The organism is Geobacillus thermopakistaniensis (assembly GCF_000498995.1).
GTDB classification, from domain to species: Bacteria; Bacillota; Bacilli; order Bacillales; family Anoxybacillaceae; genus Geobacillus; species Geobacillus thermoleovorans.
The window spans coordinates 136565-158723 of the sequence record NZ_AYSF01000034.1; the positions used below are offsets into that span (position 1 = coordinate 136565).

Sequence of the window (22159 nt, forward strand, 5' to 3'; positions counted from 1 at the left end):
AATCAATAGACAGGGCGAATCGACTTCTATACGATGAAAATGGAATGATTCTCAAGCGAGGGAGTGGACGGTGTGGCAGACGAAAAAATTTACGATGTCATTATTGCCGGAGCCGGGCCGGCTGGGCTGACGGCGGCTGTCTATACATCGCGCGCCAATTTGTCGACGCTGATGATCGAGCGCGGCGTTCCGGGCGGGCAGATGGTCAACACTGAGGAAGTCGAGAACTATCCCGGCTTTGAAACGATTTTAGGCCCGGAATTGGCGGCGAAAATGTTTGAGCATGCGAAAAAATTCGGCGCGGAGTACGCATACGGCGATGTGAAAGAAATCATCGACGGCGAGGCGTACAAAACGGTCATTGTCGGCGATAAAGAGTACAAGGCCCGCGCGGTCATCATCGCCACCGGAGCGGAATATAAAAAACTCGGTGTACCGGGTGAAGCGGAGCTCGGCGGCCGCGGCGTTTCGTACTGTGCGGTGTGCGACGGTGCGTTTTTCAAAGGAAAAGATTTGGTCGTCGTGGGTGGGGGCGACTCGGCGGTCGAAGAGGGCGTTTATTTGACGCGGTTTGCCAATAAAGTGACGATCGTTCACCGCCGCGACAAGCTGCGGGCGCAAAAAATTTTGCAAGACCGGGCGTTCGCCAATGAAAAAATTGATTTCATCTGGAACCATACGGTGAAACAAATCAACGAAAAGGACGGAAAAGTCGGCAGCGTGACGCTTGTGCATACGCAAACGGGCGAGGAACGCGAATTTCCGTGCGACGGCGTTTTCATTTACATCGGGATGGTGCCGCTCTCGAAGCCGTTTGCCAATCTTGGCATCACGAATGAAAACGGCTATATCGTCACGAACGAAAAGATGGAGACGAAAGTGCCGGGCATTTTCGCCGCCGGTGATGTGCGGGAAAAAACGCTCCGGCAGATCGTGACGGCTACCGGCGACGGCAGCATCGCCGCGCAAAGCGCCCAGCATTACGTTGAGGAACTGAAAGAAAAGCTCAATAAGCAAGGGGTCAGCTGATCCGGTAACCAAATCGCAATCAAATCGTAATGGTTATTTAACCCAGATGTAACACGGGCGCAACACATTTGTCGTATGCTATAAGTAAGTAATTGACCCCCTTTTATATAGATCCTTGATTCGGCGCGGGCGTTTGTCCGCGTCTCTTTTTTCTTTGCCTGCGCGCTTGCATCCTGCCGCCCCGCTCGAAACGGCGGGGGATGGCGTCTTTCGGCTGGAAGCGGAATGTTGGGCCCCCGAGGTTTTTGCAGACGGGAAGCGGACGGTTTCCAGCGGTTTGAAGGTGGAGCGGCCTAACTATTTATGGTAAAATAAAGATGATTATGTGCGTGTTTGCGGATGGTTGGGGTGAACGAATTGCAACGGGTGACAAACTGCGTATTATATAAAGACGGCCAAGTGCTGCTTTTGCAAAAGCCGAGGCGCGGCTGGTGGGTCGCTCCGGGCGGGAAAATGGAGCCCGGCGAGACGGTGCGTGAAGCATGCATTCGTGAATACCGGGAAGAGACGGGCATTTATTTGAAAAATCCAGAGCTGAAAGGCGTCTTTACGATCGTGATGAAAAATGGGAATGAAACGGTGTCGGAGTGGATGATGTTTACGTTTTTCGCCGACGACTTCATTGGTGAAAACGTGCCGTCTTCCGAAGAAGGGACGCTTGCTTGGCATCAGGTGGAGACGCTTTCGACGCTGCCGATGGCCCCTGGAGACTATCATATTTTGGATTACGCCTTGAAAGGCAAAGGGGTCATGTACGGGGTGTTTGTCTATACAGAGGAATTCGAGCTGCTTTCATATCGGCTCGATCCGAGCTGATGGAGAGGAGGGGCGGAGATGGGACAAAACGGGGCGCTGCAGCCGATTCAGCTCGTCATCATCACCGGTATGTCCGGCGCGGGAAAGACGGTGGCGATTCAAAGCTTCGAAGACCTCGGCTTTTTTTGTATTGACAACTTGCCGCCGACGCTGCTGCCGAAATTTTTGGAGCTCGTCAAAGAATCCGGGAATAAAATGAACAAAGTCGCCCTTGTCATGGATTTGCGCAGCCGCGACTTTTTCGATCATTTGTTCGCCGCGCTCGATGAGCTGGCTGAGCAAGCGTGGGTCATCCCACAGGTGTTGTTCTTGGACGCCCAAGATTCGACGTTGGTGGCCCGCTACAAAGAAACGCGGCGGACGCATCCGCTTGCGCCGAACGAGCCCCCGCTTGAAGGAATCCGTTTGGAGCGGAAGCTGCTCGAAGAACTGAAAGGGCGGGCGCAGATCATTTACGATACGACGGGGCTCAAGCCGCGCGAGCTGCGGGAGAAAATCATCCGCCAGTTCTCATCGCACGCTCAATCCGGGTTTACTATCAACGTCATGTCGTTTGGGTTTAAGTACGGCATTCCAATTGATGCAGATTTGGTGTTTGACGTTCGCTTTTTGCCGAACCCGCATTACATTGAACATATGCGTCCGAAAACCGGGTTGGATGACGACGTATCGTCCTACGTGCTCAAGTGGGGGGAAACGCAAAAGTTTTTGGAAAAGCTCATTGACTTGTTGTCGTTTATGCTGCCGTATTACCAGCGCGAAGGAAAAAGCCAGCTGGTGATCGCCATCGGCTGCACGGGCGGGCAGCACCGTTCGGTGGCGCTCGCAGAATATATCGCCCGCCATTTTTCAGATGATTATAAAACGGTTGTCTCGCACCGGGACATGGAGAGGAGAAAGGACATACACCGATGAGAAACGAACGAGCAGCGAAACTGGTCGTCATCGGCGGCGGCACCGGGCTTCCCGTCCTGCTGAGGGGGCTGAAGCAGCATGAATTGGATTTGACCGCCATTGTCACCGTCGCCGATGATGGAGGGAGTTCCGGGCGGCTGCGCGATGAGCTGCACATTCCGCCGCCCGGGGATGTCCGCAACGTATTGGCCGCGCTGTCTGACGTCGAACCGCTCATTGTCGAGCTGTTCCAGCACCGTTTTCAAAACGGCAACGGCTTATCCGGCCATTCGCTCGGCAATTTGATTTTGGCGGCGCTCACATCGATCACCGGCGACTTTGTGAAAGCGATCCGTGAGATGAGCAAAGTGTTGAACGTGCGCGGCCAGGTGCTGCCGGCAGCGAACAAGAGCGTCGTTTTGCACGCGGAGATGGAAGACGGTTCCATCATCTCTGGCGAGTCAAAAATCCCGAGTGCGGGAAAAAAAATTAAGAGGGTGTTTTTAACGCCGGAAGACATTGAGCCGCTGCCGGAGACGGTTGATGCCATCCGCCGCGCCGATTTGATTGTCATCGGGCCGGGCAGCCTATACACAAGCATCTTGCCGAATTTGCTCGTGCCGAAAATCGGGCAGGAAGTATGCAAGGCGAAGGCGAAAAAAGTATATATATGCAACATTATGACTCAGGCCGGCGAGACGCCGCACTATACGGTGAGCGACCATGTGGAGGCGCTTCATGCTCATCTTGGCGGCCCGTTTTTGGACGCGGTGATCATCAACAGCGGAGCGATCCCGGAAGCGATCCGCCGCCGCTACGAGGCGGAGCGGGCCGAGCCGGTGCGTGACGACAGCAGCGGGCTTTCGTTGCAAGTCATCCGCGACGATATTGTCACGTACGAGGATGGGGTCATTCGCCATAATACGGCGAAAGTCGCCGCCCTTCTTCTCGGGCTTCTCCCTCACCGTTAAAGGCGGGACCCGAGTAGGCCGCAAAGCGCCATTATGGGCGGTGATGCTCCCGATGGCCGCGCCGAAAGTCAGGCACCTCCAACCGGCCGGATGCGGGGAACGAATGGAGGTGGAGCGATCGTGTCTTTTGCATCGGAAACGAAAAAGGAATTGACCCATTTAGAGGTGAAGCCTTGCTGCTTGCGCGCGGAGCTGTCGGCGCTTTTGCGCATGAACGGTTCACTGTCGTTTTCCGGCGGGCGAATGGCCATCGATGTCCAGACGGAAAATGCGGCGATCGCTCGGCGCATTTATACGTTATTGAAAAAGGGCTACGATGTCGCCGTCGAGCTGTTTGTCCGCAAGAAAATGCGCTTGAAAAAAAACAACGTCTACATCGTCCGCGTGACCGACGGTGCGGCTTCTTTGCTTCGTGAACTTCACATTGTCAACGGCGATTTTTCGCTCATCCATGACATTTCCCCGGAGCTCGTCAAGAAAAAATGCTGCAAGCGCTCGTATTTGCGCGGCGCGTTTTTGGCCGGCGGTTCGGTCAACAACCCGGAGACGTCGTCCTACCATTTGGAGATTTTTTCGCTGTATGAGGAGCATAACCGGGCGTTATGCGAATTGATGAACAGCCACTTTTTTTTAAATGCGAAAACGTTGGAACGGAAAAAGGGGTTTATTACGTATTTAAAAGAGGCGGAAAAAATCGCCGAGTTTTTGAACATCATCGGCGCCCATCAAGCGCTGCTCCGCTTTGAGGACATTCGCATCGTCCGCGATATGCGCAACTCGGTCAACCGGCTTGTCAATTGCGAAACCGCCAATTTGAACAAAACGATCGGCGCTGCGCTTCGCCAGGTGGAGAACATCCGCTACATCGACGAGACGATCGGCCTTGATTCACTGCCGGCCAAGCTGCGGGAAATCGCGAAACTTCGCATCGAGCATCAAGACGTGACGCTGAAAGAGCTCGGGGAGATGGTTGCCGGTGGAAAAATCAGCAAATCCGGCATCAACCACCGGCTGCGCAAAATTGATGAGATCGCGGAGCGGCTGCGGGCTGGAAAGCCGGTCGATTTCCATAAATCGCTGTAAAGGGGAGATGGAGAATGGTGGAAAAACAAGTGGAAGTGAAATTAAAAACCGGGCTGCAGGCGCGCCCGGCGGCGTTGTTCGTCCAAGAAGCGAACCGTTTTTCCGCTGATGTGTTTTTGGAAAAAGACGGAAAACGGGTCAACGCGAAAAGCATTATGGGCTTGATGAGCCTCGCCATCGGCCATGGAGCGGTGATCACGCTCATTGCCGACGGTCCGGATGAGCAAGAAGCGATCGAAAAGCTCGCCGCCTATGTGCAAAAGGAAAAGTAAAGCAGCGTGTGGGGCTGGCGGGGAAAGGAATGGAAAAGGCTGCTCCGTTTTTGTCGGAAGCAGCCTTTTTTCGTCAATGTCGGTGCAGGCGCAGCTCTATAGCGGTTCTGCCAACGTGTGCATGCCTTATTTTTCATCAGCGCGCGTCAGCACGCGGTCAATGATGCCGTATTCCATTGCTTTTTGCGCGGTCATAAAGTTGTCGCGGTCCGTATCGCGCTCGATCACTTCGATCGGCTGGCCGGTGTTTTCCGATAAAATGCGGTTCAATTTGTCGCGCAAGAACAAAATGCGCTTCGCTGCGATTTCGATTTCCGTCGCTTGCCCTTGGGCGCCGCCGAGCGGTTGGTGGATCATGATTTCACTGTTTGGCAAGGCGAACCGTTTCCCTTTCGCACCGGCGGCAAGCAAAAACGCCCCCATGGAAGCGGCCATGCCGATGCAAATTGTCGATACGTCCGGTTTGATGAACTGCATCGTGTCGTAAATCGCCAGGCCAGCTGTGATCGAGCCGCCCGGGCTGTTGATGTACAAGGAAATATCTTTGTCCGGGTCTTCCGCCGCCAAAAACAACAGCTGCGACACGATCGAGTTGGCCACTTGGTCGTCGATCGGGCTGCCAAGGAACACGATTCGGTCTTTCAATAAGCGCGAATAAATGTCGTACGCCCGCTCCCCGCGGTTCGTCTGTTCGATGACAGTCGGAATCAAATACATCAAAAACGCCTCCTTTTCCATCCTAATGGATCAATATGTACGCCTTAATCATACACGAATGGTCAATGAAGGTCAAACAAAACGACCTTCCCCATTCTTTATAACATATTCGCGGCTAGCGGGAACATCCCTCTTTTCATCATAACCGCTTTTTTATTTTTTTAACCAGTTGCCTGTGGCGGTGGCATTGATGTGGAAGGAACAAAGGCCTAATTTTTCCTGTTTTTTTATTGCATTTTCCCCTTGCATTTTTGCACGATCCTGCTATAATAAAACATGCGACGGAACGAAATAGAGAAATCATGAACTTCCATGCCCTCGTAGTGTAGTGGATAGCACGAGAGATTCCGGTTCTCTTAGCGTGGGTTCGAATCCTGCCGAGGGCGTTCCAACGATCCGACAAGTTCGGATTGAGATTCCCAAATCCCTTGATACGACCGCGTTTGCGGTCGTTTTTCATTTTTTGGGAATCCCGAAAAAACCGATAGAATCCGAAAAAATTTTGTACGAATTTTGCACGGCTATTTGGTACGATCCAGTTCCGCCATCGCGAGATCGACCTGCCGGGATTCTTTTTGTTCCATCTCATCTAAAATATGCGAGTACGTTTGCAGAGTAGTGACAATATGGCGGAACAGGAAACGAGTTTGGAGCAGCTGGCTTCGATTCGGTTTCGCCAACCGTCGATCACAATTCGGACTTTGTCCGCAGACAAAGCGTATGGCGCCACGGAGTATCTGGAAGCGCTCTTTCTTCATCCAGACTACAGTTTTTTGTTTTTTGTCGTGTAAATGCCACTAATAAGTGAAAGGTGCAAACCGAATCCTCCTTCCGTTGCGTCACCCGATTGGGCGGCGCTGTAGGTGAGGTGATACACGTGTAGAAGTTGCACGAGGTATTGAACGATAACAAAAGCTAAACCACATGAAGAAAAAGGACGGAATGACCTGGGGCGACTGGATGGAGATCATGGGGTCCGGCGCGATACGTATAAACGAGTGCGCGGGGCGGTGAGGAGGAAATGGGAAGGAATAAAGACCCTTAGGTTAAAAAACATATACTTGGTATATGGTTGTAATCCTGCCGAGGCAAAACAGCCGCCTAGGCGGCTGTTTTTCTTTTAGATCAGCAGCGGACGCGCCGCTTTCCTCGAGAGGGTTCCCAAATCAAGGGCTCGGGCGGGGCATTGGGTTTTTTCGTCTGAACAGGCGCCGGTTCGGGCGGTCGCCAAGGCCGCTTTCCGCCGTCAAAAATTTCTCCTACCCCCTCCCGCTCCCGTTGTGTACAATAAAAGAAAGGGAGGCGTGACGATGAGGGCGGAGTTATGGCAAGAGCAGCGGCTGCAGTTGTCGCTGACAAAGGAACTTGTGCAGGCGATTGAACTGTTGCAATATTCCGCAGTGGATTTGGAAGCGTTTTTATATGAACAGTCGCTGGAAAACCCGTTTTTGGAAATTCGCCGCACCCGGGTGCGGCAACGGCCAAGCCGGACAGAAAGAGACCAAAAGCAATGGCTCGAGAACATTGGCGCCCGCGCAGAGACACTTGTTGGCCATTTGCTTTCTCAGCTGCCTGCGTTGAAGCTGGCCGATCGGGAAGAGCGCATCGTCCGTTATCTCATTGCCTCGCTCGATGAGGATGGCTATTTGCGCGTGCCGCTTGCCGAGCTGGCGGCGCGGTTTTCCGCATCGGAACAAGAGATGGAACGGGGGCTGCGCCTTGTGCAGTCGCTCGACCCGCCGGGAGTCGGCGCCCGCGATTTGGCGGAATGCCTCTTGCTGCAACTGGAACGTCTTCCTGAGCGCGACGAGCTGGCGGAGATGATCGTCCGCTACCATTTTGTCCCCTTTGCGGAAAAGTCGTGGAAAACGCTGGCCAAGCAGCTTGGCGTCAGCCTTGGAGAACTGCAACGCGTCTTCGAGCTCATTCGCACACTCGAGCCGCGGCCAGGCATTCACTATTCGAGCGAAACACCGCCTTTGGTCGTGCCGGATGTCATCGTCGTCCGCGGGGCGGAAGGGGACTGGATGGCCGCCTATAATGATGACATCCATCCGGAGCTCGGATGGAATCGGGATTACGAGCGGCGCATCGCTGCATCCGGCGACCGGCATGCCGAACAGTTTATCAAAGAAAAATATCGGCAGTTTACATGGCTCGCGAAAAGTTTGGAGCAACGGAAACAGACGCTTCTCCATTTGACGGCCGTCATCATCGACCGCCAGCGCTCGTGTTTGGAGTTTGGGCTTTCGGCGCTCAAGCCGATGACGATGCGCGAGGTGGCCGAGGAGCTCGGCGTTCATGAATCGACGGTGAGCCGCGCGGTCCGGCATAAATATGTGCAAACGCCGTTTGGCACCGTGGAGTTGCGCCGTTTCTTTTCAAACGCCGCGACGGCCGCAGGGGATGAAGCGGCATCGTCCGCCCGCGTGAAAGCGATCATTGAGGCCCTTATTTCCGAGGAAGATCGGCGGGCGCCGCTGTCTGACCAACAGCTTGCTGATTTGCTTCGCGATCGGCACGGCATCGCCATTTCGCGCCGCACGGTCGCCAAATACCGCGAGCAGCTGCGCATCCCGTCTTCGGCAAAGCGGAGGCAATATATCGGCCTGCCGTAACGGGCGGCCAATCGAAACGGCAACTGCTGTAGAAAGAGAGGAAGAAATGAATGCATATCCGATTGTATACGAAAACGAATTGCCCGCTCTGCGACAAAGCGAAAGCCGTTTTGACGGAGCTGCGGGCGGACTATTCGTTTACGCTGGAAGAAATTGATATTTACAAAGATGATGAACTGCTGGAAAAATATCAGCTGATGATCCCGGTTGTGGAATTGGATGGCGAAGAAATCGGCTGGGGAGCGATTGAAAAAGAAGCGGTGAGAAAACGGTTGCGGCGGGCGCAAAACAGTTGAACGGCTATCGTCCTCCTGCTATAATGAAAATGGCGCGGGAGGAATTTTTTATGGCACTGCGGGACATAATATGTCATACCGGGACATAAGATGTCCCTATATTCAATCGAGGAGAAAGGATCCATGCAGCCGTTATTGGAGGCACAAAAAAAATTATTGCCTGACTTGCTTGACGTTATGCAAAAACGATATCAAATTTTGCACTCCATTTCGCTTATGGCGCCGATCGGGCGGCGGGCGCTGGCGGCGAGCCTCGGCATGAGTGAGCGGGTGCTCCGGTCGGAAACAGAATTTTTGAAAGGACAAAACTTGCTTTCCGCCGATGTGTCGGGCATGCGGTTGACGGAGGAAGGCCAGGCGCTCCTTCATACGCTCAATGATTTGATGCGGGAAGCGCTCGGACTCAAAGAGCTGGAAGCCGCGCTGCAGGAACAGCTCGGCATTCCGCGGGTGATTGTCGTTGCCGGGGATAGCGACCGTTCCCCTTGGGTAAAAAAAGAAATGGGTAGAGCGTGTGTCGCCTGCATGAAGGAGCTGCTTGAGCCCGGGGACATCGTCGCCGTGGCCGGCGGAACGACGATGGCGGCGGTCGCGGAGATGATGACGCCGGATTCGAAGCTTCGCGATGTGTTGTTCGTGCCGGCGCGCGGCGGCCTTGGCGAAGATGTCGAGAATCAGGCGAACACGATTTGTGCGAAAATGGCGGAAAAAGCGATGGGCCGCTATCGGTTGCTGCACGTGCCTGACCAGCTGAGCGATGAAGCGTACGCGTCGCTTGTCGAAGAGCCGGCGGTGAAAGAAGTGCTTGAGCTCATCCAATCATGCCGCATGGTCGTCCATGGCATCGGTGAAGCGGTGACGATGGCCAAGCGGCGGAAGACGCCGCCTGTAGAGATGGAGAACATCATCGCCCGCCATGCGGTCGCCGAGGCGTTCGGCTACTATTTCAACGAGTACGGCGACGTCGTCCATAAAGTGAAAACAGTCGGCATTCAACTTGAACACCTCCCGCATGTCGAGCATGTCATCGCCGTCGCCGGAGGGGCGTCGAAGGCGAAAGCCATTCGCGCGTACATGAAACGGGCGCCGCACTCGCTATTGGTGACGGACGAAGGAGCCGCAAAAGCGTTCGTAGGGGAGTAATCTCCCTTGCTGATACAATCCAATCGCAAGGAGGAAAATAAGATGGCAGTCAAAGTGGGAATCAACGGATTTGGCCGCATCGGACGCAACGTCTTCCGCGCGGCATTGAAAAACCCGGACATTGAAGTGGTGGCGGTGAACGATTTAACCGATGCGAATACGCTTGCTCATTTGTTGAAGTACGACTCCGTCCATGGCCGTCTGGATGCCGAAGTGTCGGTGAACGGCAACAACTTGGTCGTCAACGGCAAAGAAATCATCGTCAAGGCGGAACGCGATCCGGCGAACTTGGCGTGGGGCGAGATCGGCGTTGACATCGTCGTTGAGTCGACCGGCCGCTTCACGAAACGCGAAGACGCCGCCAAACATTTGGAAGCGGGTGCGAAAAAAGTGATCATTTCCGCACCGGCGAAAGACGAGGATATTACGATCGTCATGGGCGTCAACCAAGACAAATACGATCCGAAAGCCCATCATGTCATCTCGAACGCTTCGTGCACGACGAACTGCTTGGCGCCGTTTGCCAAAGTGCTGCATGAAAAATTCGGCATCGTCCGCGGCATGATGACGACCGTTCACTCGTACACGAACGACCAACAAATTTTGGACTTGCCGCATAAAGATTTGCGCCGGGCTCGCGCGGCCGCGGAATCGATCATTCCGACGACGACCGGGGCGGCGAAAGCTGTTGCGCTTGTCTTGCCGGAATTGAAAGGCAAATTGAACGGCATGGCAATGCGTGTGCCGACGCCGAACGTATCAGTTGTCGACTTGGTGGCGGAATTGGAAAAAGAAGTGACGGTCGAAGAAGTGAATGCCGCGTTGAAAGCAGCAGCGGAAGGCGAGCTGAAAGGCATTTTGGCCTACAGCGAAGAACCGCTCGTGTCGCGCGACTACAACGGCAGCACCGCTTCGTCGACGATCGACGCGTTGTCGACAATGGTCATTGAAGGCAAAATGGTGAAAGTCGTTTCGTGGTATGACAACGAAACGGGCTATTCGCACCGCGTCGTCGACTTGGCCGCCTACATCGCCTCGAAAGGGCTGTAAAACCAGCTTGGCGTTGAGTTTTCCATCCGTTCAAGTCTATAATAGGGAAATGGAGGGGAGCGGGGAAATGATCCCCACTCCTTTTCCTTTGTCCAAACTGCAGCCAAAAGGGGGCACGAACGATGAACAAGAAGACGATCCGCGACGTTGAGGTGAGGGGAAAGCGCGTCTTTTGCCGCGTCGATTTCAACGTTCCGATGGAGCAAGGCGCCATCACCGATGACACGCGCATTCGCGCCGCACTCCCGACGATCCGCTATTTGATCGAGCACGGGGCGAAAGTCATTTTGGCGAGCCACCTCGGCCGCCCGAAAGGAAAAGTGGTCGAAGAATTGCGTTTGGATGCCGTTGCGAAGCGGCTCGGCGAGCTGCTTGAACGGCCGGTCGCCAAAACGAATGAAGCGGTCGGCGATGAGGTGAAAACGGCGGTCGACCGTTTGAACGAAGGCGACGTGCTCTTGCTTGAGAACGTCCGTTTTTACCCTGGCGAAGAGAAAAACGATCCAGAGCTGGCCAAAGCGTTTGCGGAGCTCGCGGATCTGTATGTCAACGATGCGTTCGGCGCCGCCCACCGCGCTCATGCGTCGACGGAAGGCATCGCCCATTACTTGCCTGCGGTGGCCGGGTTTTTGATGGAAAAAGAACTCGAAGTGCTCGGCAAAGCGCTCTCGAATCCGGACCGCCCGTTTACGGCGATCATCGGCGGCGCGAAAGTGAAAGACAAAATCGGCGTCATCGACAATTTGCTTGAAAAAGTCGACAACTTGATCATCGGCGGCGGACTGGCGTATACGTTCGTCAAAGCGCTCGGCCATGACGTCGGCAAGTCGCTGCTTGAGGAGGACAAAATCGAACTCGCCAAATCGTTTATGGAAAAGGCGAAAGAAAAAGGCGTCCGTTTTTATATGCCGGTGGACGTGGTCGTCGCCGACCGGTTTGCGAACGACGCCAACACGAAAGTCGTCGCCATCGACGCCATTCCGAGCGATTGGGAGGCGCTTGACATCGGCCCGAAAACGCGCGAATTATACCGCGATGTCATTCGTCAATCGAAGCTCGTTGTCTGGAACGGCCCGATGGGCGTCTTTGAAATGGAAGCGTTCGCCCATGGGACAAAAGCGATCGCCGAAGCACTGGCGGAAGCGCTCGACACCTATTCGGTCATCGGCGGCGGGGATTCGGCGGCGGCGGTTGAGAAATTCGGCTTGGCCGACAAAATGGATCATATCTCCACCGGCGGCGGCGCTTCGCTCGAGTTTATGGAAGGAAAACAGCTGCCGGGTGTCGTCGCGCTCGAAGACAAATGACCCACGGCGCCGGATTTGGCGCATGGCGGCTGACGCCGCCCATTGAAAGGAAGGGTGAACGATGAGAAAACGCATCATTGCAGGCAACTGGAAAATGCATAAAACATTGGCGGAAGCCGTTCAATTTGTCGAGAACGTAAAAGGGCACGTGCCGCCGGCCGACGAAGTCGATTCCGTCGTTTGCGCGCCGTTTCTCTTTTTGGATCGGTTGGTGCAAGCGGCAGACGGCACGGATTTAAAAATCGGGGCGCAAACGATGCACTTTGCCGATCAAGGGGCGTACACAGGCGAAGTGAGCCCGGTCATGCTGAAAGACCTCGGCGTCACGTACGTCATCCTCGGCCATTCGGAGCGCCGGCAAATGTTCGCCGAAACAGATGAGACCGTGAACAAAAAAGTGTTGGCCGCCTTCACCCGCGGGCTTATACCGATTATTTGCTGCGGCGAATCGCTTGAGGAGCGGGAAGCGGGGCAGACGAACGCCGTTGTCGCCTCGCAAGTGGAAAAAGCGCTCGCCGGCTTGACGCCGGAACAAGTGAAGCAAGCGGTCATCGCTTACGAGCCGATTTGGGCGATCGGGACGGGCAAATCATCAACACCGGAAGACGCCAACAGCGTCTGCGGCCATATCCGTTCGGTTGTTTCGCGCCTGTTTGGCCCGGAGGCGGCGGAAGCGATCCGCATCCAATACGGCGGCAGCGTCAAACCGGACAACATCCGCGACTTCTTGGCGCAAGAACAGATCGACGGCGCCTTAGTCGGCGGGGCGAGCCTCGAGCCGGCTTCATTCTTGCAATTGGTGGAGGCGGGCCGCCATGAGTAAACAACCGGTTGCGCTCATCATTTTAGACGGATTTGCGCTGCGCGACGAAACGTACGGCAATGCGGTCGCTCAGGCGAACAAACCGAACTTTGACCGCTATTGGAACGAATACCCGCACACAACGCTCAAGGCGTGCGGCGAGGCGGTCGGGCTTCCGGAAGGGCAGATGGGCAACTCGGAAGTCGGACACTTGAACATCGGCGCCGGGCGCATTGTGTACCAAAGCTTAACGCGGGTCAACATTGCCATTCGCGAAGGCGAGTTTGACCGGAATGAAACGTTTTTGGCGGCGATGAACCATGTGAAACAACATGGGACAAGCTTGCATTTGTTCGGCTTGCTTTCCGACGGCGGGGTGCACAGCCATATTCACCATTTGTACGCCCTCTTGCGCTTGGCGGCGAAAGAAGGCGTGAAGCGTGTGTACATCCACGGCTTTTTGGACGGCCGCGACGTCGGCCCGCAAACAGCGCCGCAATACATCAAAGAACTGCAGGAAAAAATCAAGGAATATGGCGTCGGCGAAATCGCGACGTTATCGGGCCGCTACTACTCGATGGACCGCGACAAGCGGTGGGACCGCGTCGAAAAGGCGTATCGGGCGATGGTGTACGGGGAAGGGCCGACGTACCGCGATCCGCTCGAATGCATCGAGGACTCGTACAAACACGGCATTTACGACGAATTCGTCCTGCCGTCGGTCATCGTCCGCGAAGACGGCCGGCCGGTGGCGACGATTCAAGACAATGACGCGATTATCTTCTATAATTTCCGCCCTGACCGGGCGATCCAAATTTCAAACACGTTTACGAACGAAGATTTCCGCGAGTTTGACCGCGGCCCGAAACATCCGAAGCATTTGTTCTTTGTCTGCTTGACCCATTTCAGCGAAACGGTGAAAGGGTACGTGGCGTTCAAGCCGACGAACCTTGACAACACGCTTGGGGAAGTGCTGTCGCAGCACGGACTGCGCCAACTGCGCATCGCCGAGACCGAAAAATATCCGCACGTGACGTTTTTTATGAGCGGCGGCCGCGAAGAGAAATTTCCAGGCGAAGACCGGATTTTGATCAACTCGCCGAAAGTGCCGACGTATGACTTGAAGCCGGAAATGAGCGCCTATGAAGTGACCGATGCGCTGCTCAAGGAAATTGAAGCCGATAAGTACGATGCGATCATTTTGAACTACGCCAACCCGGATATGGTCGGCCATTCGGGCAAGCTCGAACCGACGATCAAGGCGGTGGAGGCAGTGGACGAATGCCTCGGCAAAGTCGTCGATGCCATTTTGGCCAAAGGCGGCATCGCCATCATCACCGCCGACCACGGCAACGCCGATGAAGTATTGACGCCGGACGGCAAGCCGCAAACGGCTCATACGACGAATCCGGTGCCGGTCATCGTGACGAAAAAAGGCATCAAGCTTAGAGACGGCGGCATCTTAGGCGATTTGGCGCCGACGATGCTCGATTTGCTCGGCTTGCCGCAGCCGAAAGAAATGACGGGGAAATCGTTGATTGTCAAATAACGATGATCTTGAGAAAACGATACGAAAAGGAGTGTGTTCCCATGTCTGCCATTATCGATGTCTACGCTCGCGAAGTGCTCGATTCGCGCGGCAACCCGACGGTGGAAGTGGAAGTGTACACAGAAGACGGCGGCTTCGGCCGCGCCTTGGTGCCGAGCGGCGCCTCGACCGGGGAATATGAAGCGGTCGAACTGCGCGACGGCGATAAAAACCGCTACCTCGGCAAAGGGGTGTTAAAAGCGGTCGAAAACGTCAACGAAATCATCGCGCCGGAAATCATCGGCCTGGAGGTCGCCGACCAAGTGGCGATCGACCGGAAGCTGATTGAATTAGACGGCACGGAAAACAAAAGCAAGCTTGGCGCCAACGCCATTTTGGGCGTCTCGCTCGCCGTGGCCCGCGCGGCAGCGGACGAGCTTGGCCTGCCGCTGTACCAATACTTAGGCGGCTTTAACGCCAAAACGCTGCCGGTGCCGATGATGAACATTTTAAACGGCGGCGCGCATGCGGACAACAACGTCGACATTCAAGAATTTATGATCATGCCGGTCGGCGCGGAAAGCTTCCGCGAAGCGCTGCGCATGGGGGCGGAAATTTTCCACAGTTTAAAAGCGGTGCTGAAAGCGAAAGGCTACAACACCGCCGTCGGCGATGAAGGAGGCTTCGCCCCGAACTTGAAATCGAACGAAGAAGCGCTGCAAACGATCATCGAAGCGATCGAAAAAGCCGGCTACAAACCGGGCGAACAAGTGATGCTCGCGATGGACGTCGCGTCGTCCGAGCTGTACAACAAAGAAGACGGCAAATATCATCTTGAAGGCGAAGGCGTTGTGAAAACGTCGGAAGAAATGGTCGCTTGGTATGAAGAGCTTGTATCGAAATATCCGATCATCTCGATCGAAGACGGGCTCGATGAAAACGACTGGGAAGGCCATAAACTGCTGACCGAGCGGCTCGGCAAAAAAGTCCAGCTTGTCGGCGACGACTTGTTTGTCACAAACACGAAAAAACTGGCCGAAGGCATTGAAAAAGGCGTCGGCAACTCGATTTTGATCAAAGTGAACCAAATCGGCACGCTCACCGAAACGTTTGACGCCATCGAAATGGCGAAACGCGCCGGCTACACCGCCGTCGTCTCGCACCGTTCCGGCGAAACGGAAGACAGCACGATCGCGGACATCGCCGTCGCCACCAACGCCGGCCAAATCAAAACGGGCGCGCCGTCGCGCACCGACCGCGTCGCGAAATACAACCAGCTGCTCCGCATTGAAGATGAACTCGGCCACACGGCCATTTACCAAGGCATCCGCTCGTTTTACAATTTGAAAAAATAACGGGAACAGGCGTCCCCAACGGAGGGGGCGCCTGTCGTTTTGACGGAGGCGAAAAGAGAATCGAATGGCTGGCGGTGATCAAGACGTCTTGACGCATTCAGGAAAGCTGCGCCTCTTCATCAGATGGGATCGTAAATAGTCGTTTTATGATGACGCGCTTAATACATCTCGGCAATCTTTTCCGCCGATGCCTTCAAGAGGTTCGTGACCACACGGATGTCATGCTCGTTCGCATCCTGAAAGATCACGACGCGATGGCGCTTTTTGGAACGACATTGTTTTGTTCCGAATTGACAAGTAAAATCCGATCCTCATCAGAAACAATTTTTTGCATCAAATTTGGGAGTGTGGTATGCTTGTGCACAGAGAGCGCCTCCTAGGTTTGTTTGCGTCGTTACTTACATTCTACAGGAAAGGTGCTCTTTTTTCTATGCTTTTTATGGATATTATTGGTTAATCAACACGCCTGGAACGAAACCATCGATGCTTAGTATGATAGGGCTCATCATCGCCCAATTTGGCCTGGAAAGTAAGAAATCTTTAGGTGCTGTTCCCTTTCCTATTCAAATGAGCTGACATTGTCCCGCATAGGACAAAGCAATGGACGGAGGTGGTTTGTTCGTTTATAATATTTTTGAATCATCAGAATATTAAGGGGATGGGGATGGAACAAATGATTGTCGAGACGCGGTATGGACGGTTGCGCGGGGGGACGAATGAAAGCGTTTTCGTTTGGAAAGGAATTCCGTATGCGAAAGCGCCGGTCGGTGAACGCCGTTTTTTGCCGCCGGAACCGCCCGATGCGTGGGATGGGGTGCGTGAGGCCACATCGTTTGGGCCGGTTGTCATGCAGCCGTCGGATCCGATTTTCAGCGGATTGCTCGGGCGGATGAGCGAGGCGCCAAGCGAAGACGGGCTGTACTTGAACATTTGGTCGCCGGCGGCGGATGGGAAGAAGCGCCCGGTGTTGTTTTGGATTCATGGCGGCGCCTTTTTGTTCGGTTCGGGTTCTTCGCCGTGGTATGACGGGACGGCGTTCGCGAAACACGGCGATGTCGTTGTCGTGACGATCAACTACCGAATGAACGTGTTTGGCTTTTTGCATCTGGGGGATTTGTTTGGCGAAGCGTACGCGCAAGCCGGGAATCTCGGCATTTTGGATCAAGTGGCGGCGTTGCGCTGGGTGAAGGAGAACATTGAGGCGTTTGGCGGCGATCCGGACAACATCACGATTTTCGGTGAATCGGCCGGAGCGGCGAGCGTCGGCGTGCTGTTGTCGCTTCCGGAGGCCAGCGGGCTGTTTCGGCGCGCCATTTTGCAAAGCGGTTCGGGAGCGCTTCTCCTTCGTTCACCGGAGACAGCCATGGCGATGACCGAGCGTATTCTCGAGCGCGCCGGCGTTCGTCTAGGCGACCGCGGCCGGCTCTTGTCGATTCCCGCCGAGGAGCTGCTGCGGTCGGCGCTGTCGCTCGGCCCAGGAATCATGTACGGTCCGGTGGTGGACGGCCGCGTATTGCGCCGCCATCCGATCGAAGCGCTCTGCGATGGGGCGGCCAGCGGCATTCCGATTCTCATCGGCGTCACGAAAGACGAGTACAACCTGTTTACCTTGACGGATCCATCGTGGACAAAGCTTGGCGAAAAAGAACTGCTTGACCGGATCAACCGTGAAGTCGGGCCCGTGCCGGAGGCGGCGATTCGCTATTATGCAGAGACGGCGGAGCCGTCGGCGCCCGACTGGCAAACGTGGCTGCGCATCATGACGTACCGTGTTTTTGTCGAGGGGATGCTGCGGACAGCGGACGCCCAAGCGGCCCACGGAGCGGATGTGTACATGTACCGGTTTGATTATGAGACGCCGGTGTTCGGCGGACAGCTGAAAGCATGCCACGCGCTCGAGCTGCCGTTTGTGTTTCACAATCTCCATCAGCCGGGCGTCGCGAATTTCGTCGGCAATCGGCCGGAGCGCGAGGCGATCGCCAACGAAATGCATTATGCCTGGCTTTCGTTCGCCCGCACCGGCGACCCGAACGGCGCGCATTTGCCAGAGAAGTGGCCGATCTATACGAGCGAGCGCAAACCGGTGTTTGTCTTTTCAGCCGCCAGCCATGTCGAAGATGATCCGTTTGGCTGCGAGCGTGCGGCGTGGATGACGCGCGCATAAGGAAAAAGGAACGGCCAACCGCCGTTCCTTTGTTATTCGTTCGCCCCCTGAGAAGGAAGCCCGAACTGCTCCGCCAGCGCCGGGTCGCGGTCGATGGCCTCGATGAGCTTGCGCATGACGTTGACGTCAAACGTAAAGTTCGCCCCGATCGGCGAGGTGACGAAAATTTTTCCTTTCTTCGCCTCCCGCGCCCGTTTGAATTGATAGCCGTCAATCGCGATGATGACTCGTTCGTCTGGTCTTGCCATTGAAGTCCCTCCAGTCGTTGCCGATTTGCTTTCTATTGTAACGTATTTCGGCTGCGGACGACAATGATCATACCGCGCCCGAGGCATGGAGCGTCAAGCAGATGGAGGATGAAACGTTCCCCCATCTATGCAAAGGGGTAGAGGCAGGGAATTTTTTTGGCCCCCGCCCTCCGATTCAGCTGTCTTGCAAAGACAGGAAACGCAGTCTTTCCTTCAACACCGTTCCATTCTTCCGTTGCCTCCAGGCCGATCAGATCAGGTCAGATACGTTGCGATTTTTGCCAGGCATTCGTCAATGATTTCATCGATTTCCTCCATTTGAGCATCTTCTGGCTTGTATTTTTTTAAAATTTTTAGATGACGGGCTTTCCAATCTAATGTTTCACAAAAAAGTGAATTTGTGCCTTTCGTCGTGTTGAGACAGTCCCGCCAGTTGCCGCCAACGGCGATCTATGGTATAGTGAAATTATTGCAACGTCGGTCGTTGGAGGTGTCAGGCATGCATGCCTTGCTTGTGACGCTGCTTGTCATTGTGTCGATCGCGCTGATCGCGGTTGTCTTGCTGCAGTCGGGCCGCAGCGCCGGGCTGTCGGGGGCGATCACCGGCGGCGCCGAGCAATTGTTCGGGAAGCAGAAAGCCCGTGGGCTCGATGCGGTGTTTCAGCGCGTGACGGTCATATTGGCCATTTTGTTTTTCGTATTGACGATCCTGGTTACGTACGTACAGCCATCATAAGTCAAACATGGGGCGGTCCATAGAATGAAGGGCTGCCCTTTCTATTTCACACCAGAGAGGAAGGAGAACCTATGATGAAAATTGTTCCGCCGAAGCCGTTTTTCTTTGAAGCCGGGGAGCGGGCGGTGCTGCTTTTGCATGGGTTTACCGGCAATTCCGCCGACGTTCGGATGCTTGGGCGATTCTTGGAATCGAAAGGGTATACGTGCCACGCTCCGATTTACAAAGGGCATGGCGTGCCGCCGGAAGAGCTTGTCCACACCGGACCGGATGATTGGTGGCAAGACGTCATGAACGGCTATCAGTTTTTGAAAAACAAAGGCTACGAAAAAATTGCCGTGGCTGGATTGTCGCTTGGAGGCGTATTTTCTCTCAAATTAGGCTACACTGTACCTATACAAGGCATTGTGACGATGTGCGCGCCGATGTACATCAAAAGCGAAGAAACGATGTACGAAGGTGTGCTCGAGTATGCGCGCGAGTATAAAAAGCGGGAAGGGAAATCAGAGGAACAAATCGAACAGGAAATGGAACGGTTCAAACAAACGCCGATGAAGACGTTGAAAGCCTTGCAAGAACTCATTGCCGATGTGCGCGCCCACCTTGATTTGGTTTATGCACCGACGTTCGTCGTCCAAGCGCGCCATGATGAGATGATCAATCCAGACAGCGCGAACATCATTTATAACGAAATTGAATCGCCGGTCAAACAAATCAAATGGTATGAGCAATCAGGCCATGTGATTACGCTTGATCAAGAAAAAGATCAGCTGCATGAAGATATTTGTGCATTTCTTGAATCGTTAGATTGGTAATGGAGAAAGGAGGGGATGGCCAATGGATCATGTGTTGGCCGAACGCATTTTAACGTTTATGCGCGATGAGGCGTACAAACCGCTGACCGTTGAGGAACTGGAGGAAGCGTTTGGGATTGCGGATGCTGAGGAGTTTAAAACGTTTGTCAAAACGCTTGTCGCCATGGAAGAGGAAGGTCTTGTCGTCCGGACGCGCAGCAACCGCTACGGCGTGCCCGAGCGGATGAATCTCGTGCGCGGCAAGGTGATTGGCCACCCGAAAGGATTCGCGTTTGTCACATCGGAGGAGCCGGGACTGGATGATATTTTCATCCCGCCGTCCGAACTGAAAAACGCCATGCATGGCGACACGGTGCTTGTGCGCGTCCAAGCCGATTCATCCGGGGCGCGCCGCGAAGGAACGATCGTCCGCATTTTGGAGCGCGGGGTGAAAGAAGTCGTCGGCACGTACACGGAAAGCAAATATTTCGGCTTTGTCATCCCCGATGACAAACGGATCGTCAATGACATTTTCATTCCGAAAAACGCGGCGAACGGCGCGGTCGAAGGGCATAAAGTCGTCGCCCGGCTCACCTCGTACCCGGAAGGACGAATGAGCGCTGAAGGGGAAGTCGTGCGAATTCTCGGCCATAAAAACGACCCGGGCGTCGACATTTTGGCGATCATCTATAAATACGGCCTTCCGCTTCAATTTCCAGAAGACGTGATCGAGCACGCCAACCGGGTGCCGGATGTCATTACGGAGAAAGACTTGGAAGGGCGCCGCGATTTGCGCGGCGAGATGATCGTCACGATCGACGGGGAAGATGCGAAGGATTTGGACGATGCCGTCACCGTGACAAAGCTTGAAAACGGCAACTATAAGCTCGGCGTTCATATCGCCGATGTCAGCTACTATGTTGAGGAAGGCTCGCCTATTGACCGCGAGGCGTATGAACGCGGCACGAGCGTTTATTTGGTTGACCGCGTCATCCCGATGATCCCGCATCGGCTGTCGAACGGCATTTGCTCGCTCAACCCGAAAGTCGATCGGCTGACGCTCTCGTGCGAAATGGAAATCACCCCGCAAGGAGAAGTCGTCCGCCATGAAATTTTCCCAAGCGTCATCCGCACGGCGGAACGGATGACGTATTCCGATGTCAATAAAATTCTCGTTGACAAAGACGAAATCTTGCGGGAAAAATATGCGCCGCTTGTGCCGATGTTTGAGCTGATGGCTGAGCTTGCCGACATTTTGCGGGCGAAGCGGATGAAGCGCGGGGCGATTGATTTTGATTTTAAGGAGGCGAAGGTGCTTGTCGATGAAAACGGCAAGCCGTACGATGTCGTCTTGCGAGAGCGGTCGGTCGCTGAGCGGTTGATTGAAGAGTTTATGCTGGCGGCGAACGAAACGGTGGCTGAGCATTTCCATTGGTTGAACGTGCCATTTATTTACCGTGTTCACGAGGATCCGAAACCGGAAAAACTGCAGCGCTTTTTAGAGTTCATCACGAACTTCGGCTATGTCGTGAAAGGAACGGGCAACCAAATCCATCCGCGCGCTTTGCAACAAATTCTCGAAGCGGTGCGCGGCGAGCCGGAAGAAATGGTGATCTCGACCGTCATGCTTCGGTCGATGAAGCAGGCGCGCTATGACGCCGAGAGCCTCGGCCATTACGGCCTGTCGACTGAGTTTTACACCCATTTTACGTCGCCGATCCGCCGCTACCCGGATTTGATCGTCCATCGGTTGATCCGGACGTATCTCATCAACGGCCAGATGGATCTTGACACCCAGCAAAAATGGGCGGAAAAGTTGCCTGAAATTGCCGAACACGCTTCCGATATGGAGCGGCGCGCCGTTGAGGCGGAGCGGGAGACGGACGATCTGAAGAAAACCGAGTTTATGGAAGACAAAATCGGGATGGAGTTTGACGGCATTATCAGCTCGGTGACGAACTTCGGCTTGTTCGTTGAGCTGCCGAACACGATCGAAGGCTTGGTGCACGTCAGCTACTTAACGGACGACTATTACCGCTATGACGAACGCCACTACGCATTGATCGGCGAACGGACCGGGAAAATGTACCGCATCGGCGATGAAATCACCGTCCGCGTCATCAACGTCAACAAAGACGAACGGATCGTCGATTTTGAAGTCGTCGGCATGAAGGGACGCCGTCCGCCGAAAGCGAAAGCCGCTCCGGTCGTCATTGAAGGGAAAAAGCAAAAGAAAGGAAAAGCGAAGGCGGAGCCGAAAGCGCAAAGCGGCTCAAACCGCAGCGCGAAGGCGAAAAAGAAGAAAAAGAAAAAACGGTGAGGAAAAGCCGAACGGG

21 protein-coding genes, 1 tRNA gene and 1 pseudogene are annotated in these 22159 nt (G+C 54.6%); 20 read left to right on the top strand and 3 right to left on the bottom strand.

Translation table 11 applies throughout. The features are described 5' to 3' along the window. Positions 1-72 precede the first annotated feature (72 nt). The 6 genes from trxB (at position 73) to T260_RS133000 (ending at position 5065) form a co-directional block, all read left to right on the top strand. Positions 73-1029, top strand: coding sequence for a thioredoxin-disulfide reductase (gene trxB, locus T260_RS133025; protein WP_011232538.1), 957 nt, complete (start codon positions 73-75; stop codon positions 1027-1029). 339 nt (positions 1030-1368) lie between these two features. After that, positions 1369-1845 carry an NUDIX hydrolase gene (locus tag T260_RS133020; RefSeq protein ID WP_014196721.1) on the top strand — a complete coding sequence of 159 codons (477 nt, stop codon included), beginning with the start codon at positions 1369-1371 and terminating at the stop codon, positions 1843-1845. Between the two features lie 18 nt (positions 1846-1863). Next, complete coding sequence (gene rapZ, locus T260_RS133015) at positions 1864-2760, top strand: RNase adapter RapZ (RefSeq protein WP_011232536.1); 897 nt, start codon at positions 1864-1866, stop codon at positions 2758-2760. Next, a complete protein-coding gene (gene mgfK / locus T260_RS133010; protein ID WP_011232535.1) occupies positions 2757-3710 on the top strand; it encodes a gluconeogenesis morphogenetic factor MgfK in 954 nt (317 codons plus the stop codon). The genes rapZ and mgfK overlap by 4 nt, the downstream gene beginning before the upstream one ends. A 120-nt stretch (positions 3711-3830) precedes the next feature. Then, entirely contained in the window at positions 3831-4793 is a 963-nt protein-coding gene (gene whiA / locus T260_RS133005; RefSeq protein ID WP_011232534.1) for a DNA-binding protein WhiA, read from the top strand. Positions 4794-4807: 14 nt separating this feature from the next. Next, positions 4808-5065, top strand: coding sequence for an HPr family phosphocarrier protein (locus T260_RS133000; RefSeq protein WP_011232533.1), 258 nt, complete (start codon positions 4808-4810; stop codon positions 5063-5065). Positions 5066-5191: 126 nt separating this feature from the next. Here T260_RS133000 and clpP read toward each other — a convergent pair whose 3' ends face one another. After that, a complete protein-coding gene (gene clpP / locus T260_RS132995; RefSeq protein ID WP_011232532.1) occupies positions 5192-5782 on the bottom strand; it encodes an ATP-dependent Clp endopeptidase proteolytic subunit ClpP in 591 nt (196 codons plus the stop codon). A gap of 314 nt (positions 5783-6096) precedes the next feature. Between clpP and T260_RS132990 the strand changes: the two genes are divergently transcribed. The 10 genes from T260_RS132990 (at position 6097) to eno (ending at position 15881) form a co-directional block, all read left to right on the top strand. Next, positions 6097-6168: transfer RNA gene (locus T260_RS132990), tRNA-Arg, on the top strand. 240 nt (positions 6169-6408) lie between these two features. Further along, positions 6409-6573 (top strand): hypothetical protein, encoded by a 165-nt coding sequence (locus T260_RS1000000139800; protein ID WP_014196720.1) that lies wholly within the window; start codon positions 6409-6411, stop codon positions 6571-6573. 519 nt (positions 6574-7092) lie between these two features. Next, positions 7093-8400, top strand: coding sequence for an RNA polymerase factor sigma-54 (rpoN, locus tag T260_RS132985; protein WP_023633685.1), 1308 nt, complete (start codon positions 7093-7095; stop codon positions 8398-8400). 50 nt (positions 8401-8450) lie between these two features. Further along, complete coding sequence (locus tag T260_RS132980; protein WP_014196719.1) at positions 8451-8696, top strand: glutaredoxin family protein; 246 nt, start codon at positions 8451-8453, stop codon at positions 8694-8696. Between the two features lie 123 nt (positions 8697-8819). Beyond that, complete coding sequence (locus T260_RS132975; RefSeq protein WP_011232529.1) at positions 8820-9839, top strand: sugar-binding transcriptional regulator; 1020 nt, start codon at positions 8820-8822, stop codon at positions 9837-9839. Positions 9840-9881: 42 nt separating this feature from the next. Beyond that, positions 9882-10889 carry a type I glyceraldehyde-3-phosphate dehydrogenase gene (gene gap, locus T260_RS132970; protein WP_011232528.1) on the top strand — a complete coding sequence of 336 codons (1008 nt, stop codon included), beginning with the start codon at positions 9882-9884 and terminating at the stop codon, positions 10887-10889. A gap of 122 nt (positions 10890-11011) precedes the next feature. Beyond that, the gene (locus T260_RS132965) at positions 11012-12196 is read left to right on the top strand and encodes a phosphoglycerate kinase (RefSeq protein WP_023633686.1); all 1185 of its coding nucleotides are present in this window, start codon (positions 11012-11014) and stop codon (positions 12194-12196) included. A 61-nt stretch (positions 12197-12257) separates the two neighbouring features. Further along, entirely contained in the window at positions 12258-13019 is a 762-nt protein-coding gene (tpiA, locus tag T260_RS132960; protein WP_011232526.1) for a triose-phosphate isomerase, read from the top strand. Beyond that, positions 13012-14547 (top strand): 2,3-bisphosphoglycerate-independent phosphoglycerate mutase, encoded by a 1536-nt coding sequence (gene gpmI / locus T260_RS132955; protein ID WP_020279529.1) that lies wholly within the window; start codon positions 13012-13014, stop codon positions 14545-14547. The genes tpiA and gpmI overlap by 8 nt, the downstream gene beginning before the upstream one ends. A 41-nt stretch (positions 14548-14588) precedes the next feature. Next, positions 14589-15881, top strand: coding sequence for a phosphopyruvate hydratase (gene eno, locus T260_RS132950; protein ID WP_011232524.1), 1293 nt, complete (start codon positions 14589-14591; stop codon positions 15879-15881). Positions 15882-16042: 161 nt separating this feature from the next. On the opposite strand, the pseudogene T260_RS1000000139475 reads toward eno, so the two are convergent. Beyond that, a pseudogene (locus T260_RS1000000139475) lies at positions 16043-16189 on the bottom strand (IS4 family transposase); the annotation flags it as partial. A 356-nt stretch (positions 16190-16545) separates the two neighbouring features. Here T260_RS1000000139475 and T260_RS132945 point away from each other — a divergent pair. Further along, a complete protein-coding gene (locus tag T260_RS132945; RefSeq protein ID WP_023633689.1) occupies positions 16546-18045 on the top strand; it encodes a carboxylesterase/lipase family protein in 1500 nt (499 codons plus the stop codon). 32 nt (positions 18046-18077) lie between these two features. Here the strand turns inward: T260_RS132945 and T260_RS132940 are convergent, their stop codons facing one another. Continuing rightward, a complete protein-coding gene (locus T260_RS132940; protein WP_014196712.1) occupies positions 18078-18293 on the bottom strand; it encodes a hypothetical protein in 216 nt (71 codons plus the stop codon). Positions 18294-18792: 499 nt separating this feature from the next. Here T260_RS132940 and secG point away from each other — a divergent pair, with 499 nt between their 5' ends. From secG to rnr, 3 genes are all read left to right on the top strand, one after another. Next, positions 18793-19029: a preprotein translocase subunit SecG gene (secG, locus tag T260_RS132935; protein WP_011232516.1), complete on the top strand. Its 237-nt coding sequence runs from the start codon at positions 18793-18795 to the stop codon at positions 19027-19029. Between the two features lie 74 nt (positions 19030-19103). Then, the gene (gene estA, locus T260_RS132930; RefSeq protein ID WP_023633690.1) at positions 19104-19844 is read left to right on the top strand and encodes a carboxylesterase; all 741 of its coding nucleotides are present in this window, start codon (positions 19104-19106) and stop codon (positions 19842-19844) included. 22 nt (positions 19845-19866) lie between these two features. Beyond that, positions 19867-22143: a ribonuclease R gene (rnr, locus tag T260_RS132925; protein WP_023633691.1), complete on the top strand. Its 2277-nt coding sequence runs from the start codon at positions 19867-19869 to the stop codon at positions 22141-22143. The last annotated feature ends 16 nt before the right edge of the window (positions 22144-22159 follow it).